At 70.6% G+C, this 15,354-nt stretch carries 13 protein-coding genes; 3 read left to right on the top strand and 10 right to left on the bottom strand.

The genetic code is table 11. From position 1 onward, the window contains the following. From LI336_RS19805 to LI336_RS19845, 9 genes are all read right to left on the bottom strand, one after another. On the bottom strand, positions 1–195 hold a 195-nt coding region (locus tag LI336_RS19805; protein ID WP_227134908.1), incomplete at its 3' end, for a hypothetical protein. Then, complete coding sequence (locus LI336_RS19810; protein ID WP_227134909.1) at positions 192–2,153, bottom strand: DUF58 domain-containing protein; 1,962 nt, start codon at positions 2,151–2,153, stop codon at positions 192–194. The genes LI336_RS19810 and LI336_RS19805, both read right to left, overlap by 4 nt. Beyond that, complete coding sequence (locus tag LI336_RS19815) at positions 2,150–3,118, bottom strand: DUF4129 domain-containing protein (protein WP_227134910.1); 969 nt, start codon at positions 3,116–3,118, stop codon at positions 2,150–2,152. Before LI336_RS19815 ends, LI336_RS19810 begins: the two co-directional genes overlap by 4 nt. A gap of 243 nt (positions 3,119–3,361) precedes the next feature. Then, complete coding sequence (gene thrS / locus LI336_RS19820) at positions 3,362–5,305, bottom strand: threonine--tRNA ligase (protein WP_227134911.1); 1,944 nt, start codon at positions 5,303–5,305, stop codon at positions 3,362–3,364. A gap of 216 nt (positions 5,306–5,521) precedes the next feature. Continuing rightward, entirely contained in the window at positions 5,522–6,049 is a 528-nt protein-coding gene (pyrE, locus tag LI336_RS19825; protein ID WP_227134912.1) for an orotate phosphoribosyltransferase, read from the bottom strand. 247 nt (positions 6,050–6,296) lie between these two features. Next, a complete protein-coding gene (locus LI336_RS19830; protein WP_227134913.1) occupies positions 6,297–6,842 on the bottom strand; it encodes a CDP-2,3-bis-(O-geranylgeranyl)-sn-glycerol synthase in 546 nt (181 codons plus the stop codon). Positions 6,843–6,867: 25 nt separating this feature from the next. Next, positions 6,868–7,056, bottom strand: coding sequence for a hypothetical protein (locus LI336_RS19835; protein ID WP_227134914.1), 189 nt, complete (start codon positions 7,054–7,056; stop codon positions 6,868–6,870). A gap of 2 nt (positions 7,057–7,058) precedes the next feature. Next, a complete protein-coding gene (locus LI336_RS19840) occupies positions 7,059–8,681 on the bottom strand; it encodes a hydantoinase B/oxoprolinase family protein (protein WP_227134915.1) in 1,623 nt (540 codons plus the stop codon). Further along, on the bottom strand, positions 8,678–10,726 hold the full coding sequence (locus tag LI336_RS19845; RefSeq protein ID WP_227134916.1) for a hydantoinase/oxoprolinase family protein: 2,049 nt from the start codon (positions 10,724–10,726) through the stop codon (positions 8,678–8,680). Before LI336_RS19845 ends, LI336_RS19840 begins: the two co-directional genes overlap by 4 nt. A 118-nt stretch (positions 10,727–10,844) precedes the next feature. Between LI336_RS19845 and LI336_RS19850 the strand changes: the two genes are divergently transcribed. Beyond that, entirely contained in the window at positions 10,845–11,684 is an 840-nt protein-coding gene (locus LI336_RS19850; protein WP_227134917.1) for a proline dehydrogenase family protein, read from the top strand. An 89-nt stretch (positions 11,685–11,773) separates the two neighbouring features. After that, positions 11,774–12,439, top strand: coding sequence for a DUF502 domain-containing protein (locus LI336_RS19855; protein WP_227134918.1), 666 nt, complete (start codon positions 11,774–11,776; stop codon positions 12,437–12,439). A 70-nt stretch (positions 12,440–12,509) separates the two neighbouring features. On the opposite strand, the gene LI336_RS19860 is transcribed toward LI336_RS19855, so the two are convergent. Continuing rightward, a complete protein-coding gene (locus tag LI336_RS19860) occupies positions 12,510–13,802 on the bottom strand; it encodes a DUF7094 domain-containing protein (protein WP_227134919.1) in 1,293 nt (430 codons plus the stop codon). Positions 13,803–13,955: 153 nt separating this feature from the next. Between LI336_RS19860 and LI336_RS19865 the strand changes: the two genes are divergently transcribed. Then, complete coding sequence (locus LI336_RS19865; RefSeq protein ID WP_227134920.1) at positions 13,956–15,269, top strand: helix-turn-helix transcriptional regulator; 1,314 nt, start codon at positions 13,956–13,958, stop codon at positions 15,267–15,269. The last annotated feature ends 85 nt before the right edge of the window (positions 15,270–15,354 follow it).

Consider the following 15,354-nt stretch of genomic DNA (forward strand, 5'->3'; position numbering starts at 1 on the left):
GCCAGTGACGAGCGCGAGCGCCCCGCCGCCCGCTGCCGCCGTCGCGAGCCACGACGCCGGCGCGGTCGCCGCGAACGCGACGACCGCAGCCAGCGCCGCCGCCACGAACCCCGGGTTCGTCCCCGCGAGGCCCCCCGACTCCCTCGGAGGCGCGACCGTTCGTTCGCCCGCTACGGCCGCCTCGTCGTCGGTCATCGGCCGTCACCTCGGACGGTCGTCCGCGAGAGCGCGACGCCGAGCGGTTCGTCCCACGCCCAGTCGACGACGCGGACGCCCGACCCGCGGAGGCCCGTGACGCGGAGGCGGCGGCCGACGCGCGCGAGGCGATGACTGGGCGTCCGCGCGAGCGTCGGGTCCGGACTCAGGACGGTGACCGCGCGCCCGCCGGCCTCGAACCGGCGGGCGATGGTCGCGGCGCGGTCGTCGCAGAGCGGCGTCAGGAAGAACACCTGCGAGCCGTTCGGGATGCGACGCCGCAGGCGGTCGACGGACTGCGTGACGCGGAGGTTCCGGTCGGCGGGTACCGGCGACAGCGCGGGGTTCGTCGCGAGGAGGTCGCGGGCGCGCTCGCGATGCCCGCGTCCCGACCCCGGCGCGAGCCAGCACTCGCTCGTCGACACCGCGGCGACGCCGACGCGGTTCCCGCTCGCGACGAGCGCGTCGTACAGCGCCCCCGCGGCGTCGACGGCGCGGTCGAGCGCGTGGGACCCACCTGGGTCCGGGGCGACGTATCCGGCGGCGCGGCCGTCGACGACGAGGGTCACGGACGCGGCGCGCTCCTCGCGGAACTCGACGGTCGAGAGCGCGCCGGTGCGCGCGAACCGGTTCCAGTCGACCCTGGACAGTGGGTCGCCGCGGCGGTACTCGCGCGTCCCGAAGAACTCCAGGCCCGACCCGCCCTCGTCGGTGTCGACGTTCCCCGCGTACCGCGTCGCGTGCTCGCGCAGCGGCACGTTCCGGGTCGCGTCGCCGAGCGCCGGGACGCACGCGAGTTCGTCGGGCGCGTACGCGACGTGGCGCTCCTCGATAGCGCCGGCGCGGTCGGTGACGACTGCGAGCACGCCCTCGTAGGTGTGCACGCCTCGGCGTGCCTCGACGACGTACTCGAACGAGGTGGCGTCGCCGGGGGCGAGCGAGCAGTGCGCGCGTGCGGACCCGTCGACGACCGAGAGCGCCGCCGGCACGCCGTCCACGATCCGGCACTCGTGGAGCGCGTCGTCGCCGACGTTCTCAACGGTCACCGCGACGCGCACGCGCTCGCCGGGGTCGGGGTCGGTCGTCGAGAGCGACCGCGACACCGCGAGGTCGACGCTCGGGACGGTCGCGGCGGCGCCCCAGGCGGCGTACGCGGCGGCGACGGCGCCAGCGAACGCGGTCGCCGGCGACCCGGCGAACGTCCCGACGCCGAGCGCGACCAGCGCGAACGCCCCGGCGCCACGGTACCGGCCGGTTCGAGCGCGCTCCCGGCGCACCGACCGCGAGTCCTCGACTGCGGAGGCATCCTCGGCGCCGTCCGCGGCGCTCGCGGGCAGCGAGACCGTGTGCGGGACCGCGGCGAGGCCGGCCGCGGGCGGGAACCACGACGACGCCGGCGCGTCCTCGTCGCCGCGGATGCCGGCGCGCGCCGCCACCGCGTCCGCCGCGTGCCGCGCCGCGACCACCACGGGCCGATCGTCGCCGACACCGAGCGCGTCCCGCACGCGCGCCGCGAGCGACGCCTCGGGGAGCGACCAGTCGCTCGCGAGGTATCGTGCGGCGACGCCGTCCTCGGTCCACGAGCCGTCGTCGACGCGCTCGCGCGCCACCGTCCCCGGAACGCCATCGCGGACGGAGACGACCGCCGTCGCCGCTCGCCGGAGCGCGTCCCGCACGCCCCGCGGCGTCAGTTCGACGTGCGCGCGACCGACCAGCGACCCGAGCGCGACGTTCAACCGCGCCCCCGGCGGGTCGCTCGCGACCGGCGACTCCACCGCCGGCAGCGGCCCGAGTCGGTCGCCGCCGCCGGCGTACGCGACCCACGCCGCCGCCACCACCGCCACCGCCGCCGCGACCGGCGCGAGCACGCGCCCGGCGGTCGACTCGCCGACGGTCACCGCGACCGCGGCCGCCACCGCGAACGCGCCGACGCCGACCGCGACCAGCCACCGCCTCACCGCGACCCACCCCGCTCGTCGACCTCCTCGCGCCGGGCATCGACGACCTCGGCCTCGGCCTCCTCGCCGGAGTCGCTCGCGCCGTACTCGGCCTCGACGCGTTCGAGCGCCGCGACCGCGCGCTCGGCGCGCTCCCCGCTCGGGTCGCGGTCACCGTACCGGACCGCCTCGAACAGCGAAGTGAGCTCCGCGACCGCGTCCGGGTCGACGCCCGCGGCCGTCGCCGCGCTCGCGAACTCGCGGGGCGTCGACGTCTCGGGGCGAGCGACCGGGAGCACCGCCGCGAGCTCCCGCCACGCACGCACCACGTCGTTCGCCGGCGGCGACTCCGCGTCGTCGAGGTGCACCGCCGCCCGCCCGGCCGCCGACCCCAGCGCCGTCCCGTCGAAGACGTCCGTCCCGGCGTCGTCGGGTTCGTCCACGTCCGACGCCGCCGCCTCGTCGGCCTCGCGCTCGCCACCGTCGCCGCCACGCAGCCGTCGCACAGCGAGCCAGCCACCGACGAGGAGCGCGAGCACCACGAGCACCGCCAGAACCACGCCTGGCCCCGGCCCACCGGTCGGCGTCACGCTCTCGGGCGACCCCTGCACGAGCGGGCCACCGACACCGTCCGGGCCACCCGGCCCCTCGCCGTCCTCGAACACGCGCACCGCCACGAGCAGGACGCCCGCCACCACGACCGCCACCGCGAGCACGAGCGCGACGAACCGCCGCCGCAACCGCCGACCACCCCCACCGGCCGACCGCAAGTGCGCCACGAGCAACCACCCGCCGCCCGCGACCAGCGCCACGAGCACCACCAGCCAGAGCACGCCACCGAGCGCCATCCCACCACCACCATCCGACCCCGCACCGAACGCCACACCACCGCCTCCAGCAGGTGCTGTCGACGGCGACGCCGCACCCGCAGCGAGCGCCACCGACGCCACCGCCAGCGCACCGACCACCACCCCACGTCGCTCCATCACCCGCCGCTACGCTCGCCCCACACGAAAAGCCTTCAACTCCACGCACCCCGACCCCGGTCTCGAACCACCACCCCACGTCCGGCCTCCCGGCTCCAGGTCCCGGCACGCACAGGGCGAGCGCTCGTCGACGGCGAAGAACCACGAGAAAGGATCCGGAGGAGTCGAGGCGAACTCAGTCCGCGAGGAAGTCCGAAGCTGAAGCGAACTCAGTCCGCGAGGAAGTCCGAAGCTGAAGCGAACTCAGTCCGCGAGGAAGTCCGGGTCCAGGCGCTTCTCGGCGTTCTCGGCCTGGAGGTGCGCGAGGAACGCGTCGCGCTCCACGTCGTACTCTTGGCGCTCCTTCCGGTCGCGCACCGAGATGTTGCCGTCTTCCTCCTCGTCGTCGCCGACGATAATCTGGTACGGCACGCGGTCGTCGTGTGCCTGCCGGATCTTCCGCTCCAGGGTCGCGTCCCGCGTCGACACCTCCACGCGGAACTCGTCGAACTGCTCCGCGACCTCGTACGCGTAATCGAGGTTGTCGTCGCTGATGGGGAGGACGCGCACCTGCTCGGGCGCAAGCCAGAACGGGAACTTCCCCTCGAAGTGCTCGATGAGCACCATGAAGAACCGCTCGTAGCTCCCGTAGATACCGCGATGGATGACGACCGGCCGATGCTCCTCGTTGTCCTCGCCCACGTAGGAGAGGTCGAAGCGCTCGGGCATGTTGAAGTCCAGTTGGACCGTCGGCCCGTCCCACTTCCGCCCCAGCGCGTCCTCGAACGCGAAGTCGATCTTCGGGCCGTAGAACGCACCGTCGCCCTCCTCGATGACGTACTCGTCCTCGTGCTCGCTGAGCACGCGCTCGAGGATGGACTCCGCGCGCTCCCAGATCTCGTCGCTTCCCATCGACTTGTCCGGACGCGTCGCGAGCGCGACCTCGTAGTCCAGTTCGAACGTCTCCAGGACCACGTCGATGGCGTCCATGATTTGCTCGACCTCCTGCTCGATCTGGTCCGGGCGCACGAACAGGTGGCCGTCGTCGATCGTGAACGACCACACCCGGGACAGCCCGGAGAGCTCGCCGCGCTGCTCCTTCCGATAGACCTTCCCGTCCTCCGCATAGCGGACGGGGAGCTCGCGGTAACTCCACGAGTGGTCCTGGAAGATGGCGGCGTGGCCCGGGCAGTTCATCGGCTTCAGGCCGTACTCGTCGTCGCCGACGTGGAAGAGGAACATGTCGTCCTCGTAGTTGTCGTAGTGCCCGGACTGCTTCCAGAGGTCCGTCTTGAACACGTGCGGCGTCTCGACGTACTCGTAGCCAGCGTCGAGGTTCAGGTCCTCGATGAACGCCGACAGCTCGCGAAGCACCGTCTTCCCCGGCGGATGATACAACGGCAGGCCGGGGCCCGTGACCTCCTGGATGGAGAACAGGTTCATCTCGCGGCCGATCTTCCGGTGGTCGCGACGCTCCGCCTCCGCTTTGCGCTCCAGGAACGCCTCGAGCTTGCTCTCCTTCTCGAACGCCGTCCCGTACACGCGCGTCAGCATCTCGTTTTCCTCGTCGCCACGCCAGTACGCTGCGGCGATCTCGCGGAGGTCGAACGCCTCGACCTCGCCCGTCGACGCGACGTGGGGACCCGCACAGAGGTCCTCGAACTCACCCTGCGAGTAGAACGTCACCGTCTCGTCGTTCTCGGCGAGGTCCTCGAGGAGTTCCAGCTTGTACGGTTGGTCAGCGAGACGCTCCTCGGCCTCGGCGACGCTCACGACCTCGCGCTCTATCTCGTAGTCCGACTCGACGATCGCCTCCATCTCCTCGACGATACCGGCCAGGTCGCCCTCGTCGATGTCGATGCCGTCGAAGTCGTAGTAGAAGCCCTCCTCGGTCGGCGGCCCGATAGCGAGCTTCGCGTCGGGATACTCGCGGAGCACGGCCTGTGCGAGGACGTGCGCCGCCGAGTGTCGGAGCACCCGTCGGTACTCGTCGCTCCCGTCCGTGACGATCTCGATCCCCGCACCGTCGTGCACGGGCGCTTCCTTCGCGACGAGGTCGCCGTCGACCTTGCCCGCGACCGTGTCTCGGCCGAGACCCGGCCCGATCTCGTACGCGACGTCCTCGACGGACGCGTCCGCGTCGACCGCGAGCTCCGTGCCGTCCGGGAGGACGACCGTTATCTGTGACTCTGATTCTGATTGTGACATTGTTGTGACTGGGAATCCACGAGCTGGTCGATGTCTGCGAACGCGGAGAACGGTAGGGTGGGGGAGTTAGCGGGCGAAAGCCCGGCCTGTAAAGCAGACACCTACCATCGTGCCTCAACGTATCCGCGGTGCCAGCAAAAGGGTTGCGATGCTTCTCGAAGCGTTCACACGGTCCGTTCGGGCCCGAGAGTCGGGAGACGCGGGAGGGATCGCCGGTCAGTCGTCGACGCGTGCGAGCAGCTCGTCGGCGGTGACGAGCGCTTCCAGTTCGACGCCGACGTCGGCGAGGTTCTCGGTGCCGCCCTCCTGACGGTCGACGACGACGAGCGCGCGATTCACCTCGGCGCCAGCGTCCCGGAGCGCCTCCACGGCGTCGACGGCCGACTGCCCGGTCGTCGCGATGTCCTCGACGACGACGACCTCCTCGCCCTCGTCGAGCCGGCCCTCGACGAGGTTCGCGGTCCCGTACTCCTTCTGTTTCTTCCGCGCGATGACGTACGGCACCTCCGCCTCGAGCGCGGTCGCCACCACGAGCGGGACGCCACCGAGCGCAACGCCCGCGGGTTTCTCGCCGTCGAGGCGCTCGGCGAACGCCTCGCCGATGAGCGCGAGCGGCTCCGGGTTCGTCTCGAACAGGTACTTGTCGACGTAGTACTCGCTCGTCCCACCGTGCGAGAGCTCGAACTCGCCGAACTTCACCGCGTCAGCCGCCACGAGCGCGTCGATGAGGTCGTCGTTCGTCATTGCGAGAACTCCCGCCACGAACCGGCATAAGCGAACTGGAATCCGCGCGTCCCCGACTGTCGAGTCCGATGCGACCGACGGTTCAAGTACGAGCCCGCGGCGACGACCGACGTGACGTGATCACGGCCTCGTCGCGGCCGAGACGGGAGCGCGACCACCCGCACGAGGCACGAAGCCGGTCGCCTGTCAGCCCCACGGACACCACAGCCGTCACCAGTAGCGACGCGGTCAGCGTCGCCCGACCTCGTTACCAGGGTTCGTCCTTCAGCCCGAGCTGGTACGCGACGGCGTTCGTCCCGACGTGCAGGAGCGGCGTCAGGACGACGACGACGGCGAGCACCGGGAGCGTGAACCACGCCCCGAACCACTCGGGCGCGACGAGCGCCGCGAGCGCAAGCGCCACCACGACGAAGTCGAGTTGGTCGACGAGCGGGAACGCCGCACCGCGCTCGCGGCCCGTCCGACGCTTCAGGAAGGAGGCGAGGACGTCGCCGAGCATCGCACCGAACGCGAGCGCGACCGCCGCCGCGAGCGGGAACGCCGGGAGTTCGACCCCGACCAGCTCGCCGACCGTCGGCGCGACGGCGGACAGCGCGAACGCCACCACCACGCCCGTCGCCGTCCCACCGGCCGTGCCGCGCCACGTCTTCCCGTCGCCGAGCACGCGACGTCCACCCCACGTCCGCCCGCCGTCGATCGGCGCACCGCCACCGAAGAGGACGGCCGCGTTGTTCGGGACGTACGCCGGCAGCATCGCCCAGAACGCCACGACGACCGTCGCAACCAGGTTCATACTCGGCCAGATTCGGGCCGGGTTCTTAACGACCTGTGATTTCGCCGAGACGACCAGGGACGGCCGTCGCCGCCGCACCGACTGCGTCGGCGGCGCCGAGCGCGTCCCAGAGCATCGCCGCGTCACTGGAGACGACCGGCGGCTCGAACTCGCGTTCGACGGTCGTGTGCGACGACGGGACGACCACGCCGACCTTCGTTCGGTCTGCCGGCACGATCACACCTTCTCGTCGGCGCGGTCGCGTTCGCGCGCCTCGTCGTCGCGGTCGCTGGGCTCGCCGTGACCGCCGCCGCCTGGCGTGCGGACGGTGACGGTCGTCCCGGCGTCGACGTCGCGCGTCGTCTTCGCGGGGACCGTCTCGTCGTCGATACGGTTCTCGCCGGGTGCGCCGGGGTCGCCGCCGGCGACCCCCTTCGGTGCGTGTCGGCGTCGTTCGGTGAGGAGCGACACGGTCGTGTCCGCCTCGACGGTCACGGACCGTACGATGCCGAGGCCGCCGCGGTGTTCGCCGTCCCCGCCACTGCCCTCGCGGAGCCCGTACCGTTCGACGCGCAGCGGGTACTCCGCTTCGAGCGCCTCGATGGGCGTATTGAGGGTGTTCGTCATCCCGACGTGCACGCCGTCCGTGCCGTCGCCACTCGGGCGACCGCCAGCGCCACCGCCGATGGTCTCGTAGTAACTGAAGCCGTCGACGTCCCGGCTGCCGACGACGAGGTTGTTCATCGTCCCCTGGCCCTGTGCGGGGACGCGGTCGGGGGCAGCGTCGGCGAACGCGGCGAGGACGACGTCGGTGACGCGCTGACTCGTCTCGACGTTCCCGCCGACGACGGCCGCCGGCGCGTCCGGGTTCAGGAGCGAGCCCTCGGGTGCCTCGACGTGGATCGGGTCGTAGCATCCCTGGTTCGGGGGGATGTCGGGGTCGGTGACGCAGCGGACGACGAAGTACACGGCGCTGGTCGCGACCGCGAGCGGCGCGTTCACGTTCCCGTCGACCTGGTCGGCGGTCCCCGCGAAGTCGACGGTGACGTCGGCGCCGTCGACGGTGACGGTCGCTTCGATGGGGACGTCCTCGTCGGTCTGACCGTCCCCCTCGAGGACGTCTCGTGCGTGATACTCGCCGTCCGGGAGTGCGTCGAGTTCGGCGGTGACGCGGTCCCGGGAGTAGTCCATGACGGCGTCGAACGCGGTCTCGATGCGGTCGCGGCCGTGCTCGGCGATGAGGTCGCGGACGCGCTCCTCGGCGCGGTCGTTCGCCGCAAGTTGTGCGCGCACGTCGGCCTTGCGTTCGCCGGCGTTCCGGACGTTCGCGAGGAGGACGTCCATGACGTCGTCGTTCACGTCACCGTCGATCGCGAGTCGCACGGGAGGCAGCCGGAGGCCCTCCTGGTAGATCTCGCGTGCCCCAGCGGGCATGCTTCCGGGCGTCGACCCGCCGACGTCGGCGTGGTGCGCGCGCGAGACCGCGTACCCGATAATCTCGCTGGCGGCCTCGGCGTCTTCGACGGTGACCGGCGAAACCATCGTGACGTCGGGGAGGTGCGTGCCGCCCTGGAACGGGTCGTTGAGTACCCAGACGTCGCCGGGGTCGGGGTCTTTCGCGAGGACGGCGTCGACGGCCGCTGGCATCGCGCCGAGGTGCACGGGGATGTGCTCGGCTTGCGCGACGAGGCGGCCGTCGGCGTCGAAGAGCGCGGTCGAACAGTCGCGGCGTTCCTTGATGTTCGGCGAGTACGCGCTCGTGACGAGGACCTGCCCCATCTCCTCGGCGACGCCCTCGAACTGGTTCCGGAGGATCTCGAGCGTGACCGCGTCGAGTTCGCTCGTCGGGTCGTCGCTCATGCGTCCTCACCTCCGTTCGTCATGACGAACGTCCCGTCCGGGTGGGCGGACCCGGTCCAGGTTGGTGGGACGACGACCGTGCTCTCGTGCTGTTCGAGGATGGCGGGCCCGTCGACGGTCGCGTCGACGTCGAGCGCTTCGCGGTCGTACACGGTCGTCTCGTGGAACGTGCCGTCGAAGAACGCCTGCCGGTGGCCTTTCACCGGGTCGCCGCTGGCTTCGTAGTGCACGCTGACGTCGGCGCGGTCGACGACGGCGGTCGTCCGGACGTTCACGAGTTCGAGCGGGTCGTCCATCCGGTAGCCGTACGTCGATTCGTGCGCGGCATGGAACCGTTCGGCGACCGCGTTCGCGTCGAACTCGTCGTCGACGGGGACGGTGAGCTCGAAGCTCTGGCCGGCGTACCGGACGTCCGCGGCGCGTTCGACGGTTGCAGCCGCTGGTCCGGCGGCGCTCGCGGTGTCGTCGTTGACGTCGGCGACGTCGGCGCGGACGTCGGTGGCGAGGTCGTCGTACGCGGCTTCGACGCGCCCGCGGTCGAGCGAGTCGAACGGTTCGCGGAGCGTGCGGACGGCGTCGTGCTTCTCGTCGGCGGCGAGCAGGCCGTACGCGGAGAGGACGCCGCACGCGCGCGGGACGACGACGGTGTCGACGTCGAGGCGGTCGGCGAGCGCGGCGGCGTGCATCGGGCCGGCGCCGCCGAACGCGACGAGCGCGAACTCGCGGGGGTCGTGGCCGCGTTCGACGGTGACGGCGCGGATGGCGCGCGTCATGTTCGCGTTCGCGACGCGGTAGACGCCGCGTGCGGCGTCGAGTGTGTCGTCCAGACCGGCGGTGTCGGCGAGCGCGGCGAGTGCGTCCTCGGCGGCGGCTTCGTCGAGCGAGAGTTCCCCGCCGAGCGCGGACGAGTCGCCGATGTAGCCGAGGACGACGTTCGCGTCCGTCACCGTCGGGTCGGTGCCGCCGCGGCCGTAGCACGCCGGCCCGGGTTGGGCGCCCGCGGACGCCGGGCCGACGCGGAGTGCGCCGCCGTCGTCCACCCAGGCCTTCGACCCGCCGCCGGCGCCGACGGTGTTCACGTCCACCATCGGCACCCGGATGGGGCGGCCGTTGATGTCGGCGGCCGTGGTGCGTTCCGCGTCGCCGTCGCGGACGAGACTCACGTCGCTGCTCGTGCCGCCCATGTCGAACGTGACGAGGCCCGCGAGGTCGCGGGTCGCGTCGCTCGCCGTTGCCGCGGCGCCGACGACGCCCGCGGCCGGGCCGGACATCGACGTGGTCACGGGACGGTCCCGGACCGTCCTGGCGGCGGCGATACCGCCGTTCGCCTGCATGATCCGCGGTGCAGGCACGTCCAGGTCTGCAGCGCGCTCTTCGAGCCGTCCGAGGTACGCGTCGATGACGGGCTTGACGTACGCGTCGACGACGGTCGTCGACGTGCGTTCGTACTCGCGGAATTCCGCGAGCACCTCGTGACTCGCCGACACCGGGACGTCCAGTTCCTTGCGGAGCAGTTCGGTGACGCGACGCTCGTTCTCGGGGTGCTGGTACGCGTGCAGGAGCGACACGGCGACGCTCTCCGCGTCGCTGTCCCGGATCCGGTCGACGACAGCGCGGACGTCCTCGGCCGCAACCGCGTCCTCGACGCCGTCGGTCGTCGTCCGCTCGGAGACCTCGAACCGCCGGCGTCGTGGGACGAGCGGGTCGGGTCGCGTCTCGTCGAAGTCGTAGAGGTCCGGGCGGTCCTGGCGTGCTATCTCGAGGACGTCACGGAACCCCTCGGTCGTGACGAGCGCCGTCGCCGCGCCCGCCTCCTCGAGGAGTGCGTTCACCGAGACCGTCATCGCGTGCGTGAACTCGTCGACGTCACTCGGGTCGATTCCGGCTTCTCCGCACGCCTTCTCGATGCCGTCGACGACGCCGACGCTCTGGTCGCTCGTCGTCGGAACCTTCGCGGTGACGAGGCCGTCACCCGGCGTCAACAGGACGACGTCGGTGAACGTGCCGCCGACGTCGACGCCGACGTGCGTGCGACTCGTTGTCATCACGTGATTCGACGAGGGCGACCGGGGAAAGCCTTCCTCCGGCACACGGGCACGTATGGCCGAAGGTGGCCGCCACCGACCATCAAGTCATTTGTACTCCCCACCCGCAGTTTCGAGCATGATTCCCCCTATCGCGTCGCGGTTCGTCGCCGGTGAGACGCCAGCGACGGCCATCGACCACGCGCGAGCGCTGAACGACGACGACGTCAACGCCATCCTGAACCTCCTCGGCGAGCACTACGACGAGCGCGAACCGGCTGCCGCGGACGCGGACGCGTACGTCGACCTCGTCGCGGACATCGGACGGAGCGACGTCGACGCGTGCGTCTCCGTGAAACCCAGTCAGATCGGGCTCGACGTCGGCGAGGACGTCTTCCGCGACCTCCTCGAACGGGTCGTCGAAGCGGGCGACGAGCACGACGTCTTCGTGTGGGTGGACATGGAGGACCGCCACACGACGGACGCGACCCTCGACGCGTTCGAGGACTTCGCCCGCAAGTACGAGGGTGACGTCGGGCTCTGCGTGCAGGCGAACCTGAAGCGGACGCCAGAGGACCTCGAACGTCTCGCGGACGTCCCCGGGAAGGTCCGGCTCGTGAAGGGTGCGTACGACGAACCCAAGGACGTCTCGTACAAGCAGAAGTCGAAGGTGAACGAGCAGTACCGCGACCTCCTCGAGTTCATGTTCGAGGAGTTCGAGGACGGCGTCGCGGTCGGGAGTCACGACCCGGCGATGATCGAGTACGCGAGCGAACTCCACGACGAGTACGGGACCAGCTACGAGGTCCAGATGCTCATGGGCGTGCGCGAGGACGCACAACGCGACCTCGCAGCGGAGGGCGTCGAGGTCTGGCAGTACGCGCCCTACGGCGGGAAGTGGCTCCAGTACTTCTACCGTCGCGTCCGCGAACGCAAGGAGAACGTGCTGTTCGCGGCGCGCGCCGTCCTCGGCATCTGAACGCAGACGCCGTGCGTCGAGGGCTCGAACCCCCTCGGGCGTCGTCGTGACTCGTCACACCCAAGACCCCGCCCCTACATTCCTCGGGCATGTCCTCCTGGAAGCGCGACTTCGCGTCGGGCCTCATCGTCGTCGTGCCCGTCCTCGTCTCCGCGTACGTCATCGCGTACCTCTACCGAATCGTATCGGGGGTAACGCCGAACGAGTTCGTCACAGTGGAACTCCTCAAAGAGCTCGGCGTGCCCAGGGCCGAAGCCGTCCAGCAACCCATCCAGGTCCTGTTGGTCATCATGGTGTTCCTCGTGCTCGTGCTCGCCATCGGGTACCTGATGCGGACGACCGCCGGCGGCCTCTTCGAGGGCGTCATCGACGACCTCGCGAACCGCGTCCCCGGCCTGCGCGTCATCTACAACGCGTCGAAGATGGCGGCCGAGACCGCCCTCGGCGGCACCGACTCGCTCCAGACGCCCGTGAAGATAACGACGTGGGACGACATGCGGATGACCGCGTTCAAGACCGGGAAGACGACCGAAGACGGTCGTGAAGTCCTCTTCCTCCCGACCGCACCGAACATCACCACCGGGTTCGTGCTCGAGGTCGACCCGTCGGACATCACGGAGACCGACGAGAAGGTCGAGGACGCCCTCACGCGCATCCTCTCCGCCGGCTTCGGTGACTCGGAGACGATGGGGAACACCGTCGACATCGAGGACCTCACCGGCGGAACCGACGACGAAGACGACCGGAAGCGCTGACCGCGAACCGGCGACGGACTCGACGGAACGGTGAGGACGGTATTCGTCCGTGGGACCGCGAACCCTCGCGTTAGTTCGGGACGGTGACGTTGATCGACGTCCCGTCCTGGACGACGCGGACCTCGTAGTCGCCCTCAGACGGTGGGAGCAGCCAGATTGTGCCGTCCCCGCCCGTTCGCCCGACGGTGTGGTCGTTCACGCGAACGACCGCGTCGAGCGGCGTCGCAGACTCGTTCCCGACCGCGAGCCGCGTGACGTTCACGAGCACCGGGCCACCGCTCGCGGTCGGCGTGACGCTCACCGAGACGTTCTCGCGGATGGCGCGAACCGTCTCGAGTTCCGGGAGACGGTCCAGGAGCAGCACCTGGGTCTCGCGGTAGACGTCGCGCGTGGCACCGTCAGCGTACACCGTCAGCGACCCCTGGGGGTGTCGGCCGGTCGCCCGGTACAGGTTCCATCCCGGGTAGACGTCGATGCTGATGCCGCCCTGGAACGACGACCGCGCCCACGGGTACAGTTCGTTCACGCGATTCTGGAAGTCGACGTAGTCCTCGAACTGGTCGACGCCACCCGACATCCGGTTGTCGAACCGGATGGCGTTCCGGTGGTACTCGCCGCCGTCGAGCATCTCGACGGCGACGCCCTGGTCGCTCGCGGCGACGTGCAGCGGGTTGACGCCGCCCTTCAGTTCGCCGGTCGCGGCCAGCGCGACGTGCCGTCGAGCCGGCGTGTTGAAGCTATCCAGGCCGAGGTCGACGTTCCGGATGCGGTCGCGCGTCGACCGTGTCAGTGGCGTGCCGGCGTTCTCGATGCGCGCCAGGCTGTCGTCGATCGCTCGAGCCCGCCGGTCGATCATCGCGAACTTCACGAGCAGCGTCTCCGCGGAGATCTCCCCCTGCCGGTAGCGTGCGACGGCGCGCTCCTCGGCGGCGTTCAGGGCCGTGAGCTCCTCGACCGTGGCGTCGAGGTACTCGCCGACGATGGCGCCGCGAGCGCGCTCGGTCTGGACTTGCTCGAGTTGCAGTTCCACGAGCGACACCTGGTACTGGCTCGCGACGCGCTCGTTCGACAGCGCCATCGACGCACCGAAGTCGAGTTCGACCGTCGAGTAGTTCTCCGTGACGGGGCCGGTGATGGGGAGGCGTTGCGTCGTGTTGTTCGCCGGCGACGCCGCGTCTTCTTCGGGTGTCGACGCGGTGAGTGCGTCTTCTTCGGCTGTGGATGCGGTGAGTGCGTCGTCGGCGGCTTGCGTCGCGGTCGCGGGCGACGGGGCCGGGGCCGGCGACGCGTCGACCGCGACGGCCGGTGCGACGCCGGCCGTGAGAAGGAGGACGGCGACGGCGAGAGCGGCGGAGCGACTCATTACCGGATGGTTACGCGTGCCGATACAAAAAGCGGTCGACGTTACGTAGTCGCCTGAGAGCGCCCCCGAGACGCCCCGATATCGTTCATAACGCCCGCTGACCTTTTATCGGGATGGAAAGCGTTTTTTCCTCGGGGGGTGCAAGGTCGGGATATGCGGTTTCGCCCCGCGTTGGTCGGAATCCTCCTCCTGTTGGTCGTGTCAGGGGCTGTGGTCGCCGCTGACGGGGCTCGTAGCGACGGGGTCGGGTCGACGGCGGCCGCCGAGTCGACGGAGTTCGAACGCGCAGACCCCGGGCTCGTGGTGACGGTGCAGTTACGGGCGGATGGCGACGCGAGGTGGCACATCACGCATCGGTTCCTGGTGAACGGAACCAACGAGACGCGGGCGTTCGAGCGGTACGCGGACGACGTGCGGTCCGGGAATCGCGACCTGGGCGTGGGGCGGGAGACGTTCGCGCGGTTCGCGGCCGCGGCGAGCGAGACGACGGACCGCGAGATGCAGATCCGTGACGCGAACTGGACGGACTCGACCGTCGAGAACGGCACGGGCACCGTGACGTACTCGTTCACGTGGACGAACTTCGGGCGCGTGGACGGCGAGTCGTTGTTCGTCGGGGACGCGTTCCGGAGTCCCGACGGGACGTGGTTCCCGCGGCTCTACGACGGTCAGCGACTCGTCATCCGGCCGCCCGAGGGCTTGAACATCGTCAGGACGCCCCCGGACAAGGGACTCGACCAGCGGGCGCTCGTGTGGGACGGTTACCGCGAGTTCGAACCGGGGTACCTGTCGGTCGTGCTCGAGCGACCGGTGGCGACGACGACGTCGACGACGCCGTCGGTGAACACCTCGACGGGCGAGCCCGTCACGCCCGACGATTCGTTCCTGCTGGGCGTCGGGTTCGCGCTCCTCCTGATGTTCGTCGGTGCGGGGAGTTACTTCTTCGCGCGCTGGCAGACCCAGCAGGACGACGGCGACGGGCCCGCGGGCGTCCCGGAGGCGTCCGACGGGGGTGATTCATCCGCCGGGAGCGGGACGACCGGTTCCGGGTCGACGACGACCACCGGCTCCGATGCGGCGTCGACGCCGCCGGAGCCCGATTCGAGCGGCCTGGACGCGTCCAGGGGTGATGCGTCGAGCGCGGTCGACGCTGGCGACGCCACCGGTGGGGCGACTGCGGCAGGCACCGCTGGTGCTGCAGTCGAGGACGCCGACGACGACACCGAGGACGAGATCGACGAGGCGTTGCTCTCCGACGAGGAGCGCGTGCTCCGACTGCTCGAGGGGAACGGCGGTCGGATGAAGCAAGCGAACATCGTCACCGAGACCGGGTGGTCGAACGCGAAGGTCTCCCAGCTCCTGTCGGGGATGCACGACGACGACGAGATACAGAAGCTCCGTATCGGCCGGGAGAACCTCATCGCGCTCCCCGAGGAGAACGTCGCGGACTTCGGCGACGACGAGTAGCGCGCCGCTGCGACCGGATTCGACGGCGAGGAGACTGCCGCTACGATCGGATTCGACGGCGACGAGTAACGCGCCGCTGCGACCG

Source organism: Halorubellus salinus, assembly GCF_020567525.1.
GTDB classification, from domain to species: Archaea; Halobacteriota; Halobacteria; order Halobacteriales; family Natrialbaceae; genus Halorubellus; species Halorubellus salinus.

Bases quoted from the DNA above. Each gene is read 5' to 3' on its own strand.
- LI336_RS19815 (WP_227134910.1), bottom strand. From the start codon at position 3,118: ATGGAGCGACGTGGGGTGGTGGTCGGTGCGCTGGCGGTGGCGTCGGTG.
- thrS (WP_227134911.1), bottom strand. From the start codon at position 5,305: ATGTCACAATCAGAATCAGAGTCACAGATAACGGTCGTCCTCCCGGAC.
- pyrE (WP_227134912.1), bottom strand. From the start codon at position 6,049: ATGACGAACGACGACCTCATCGACGCGCTCGTGGCGGCTGACGCGGTG.
- LI336_RS19830 (WP_227134913.1), bottom strand. From the start codon at position 6,842: ATGAACCTGGTTGCGACGGTCGTCGTGGCGTTCTGGGCGATGCTGCCG.
- LI336_RS19840 (WP_227134915.1), bottom strand. From the start codon at position 8,681: ATGAGCGACGACCCGACGAGCGAACTCGACGCGGTCACGCTCGAGATC.
- LI336_RS19845 (WP_227134916.1), bottom strand. From the start codon at position 10,726: ATGACAACGAGTCGCACGCACGTCGGCGTCGACGTCGGCGGCACGTTC.
- LI336_RS19850 (WP_227134917.1), top strand. From the start codon at position 10,845: ATGATTCCCCCTATCGCGTCGCGGTTCGTCGCCGGTGAGACGCCAGCG.
- LI336_RS19855 (WP_227134918.1), top strand. From the start codon at position 11,774: ATGTCCTCCTGGAAGCGCGACTTCGCGTCGGGCCTCATCGTCGTCGTG.
- LI336_RS19860 (WP_227134919.1), bottom strand. From the start codon at position 13,802: ATGAGTCGCTCCGCCGCTCTCGCCGTCGCCGTCCTCCTTCTCACGGCC.
- LI336_RS19865 (WP_227134920.1), top strand. From the start codon at position 13,956: ATGCGGTTTCGCCCCGCGTTGGTCGGAATCCTCCTCCTGTTGGTCGTG.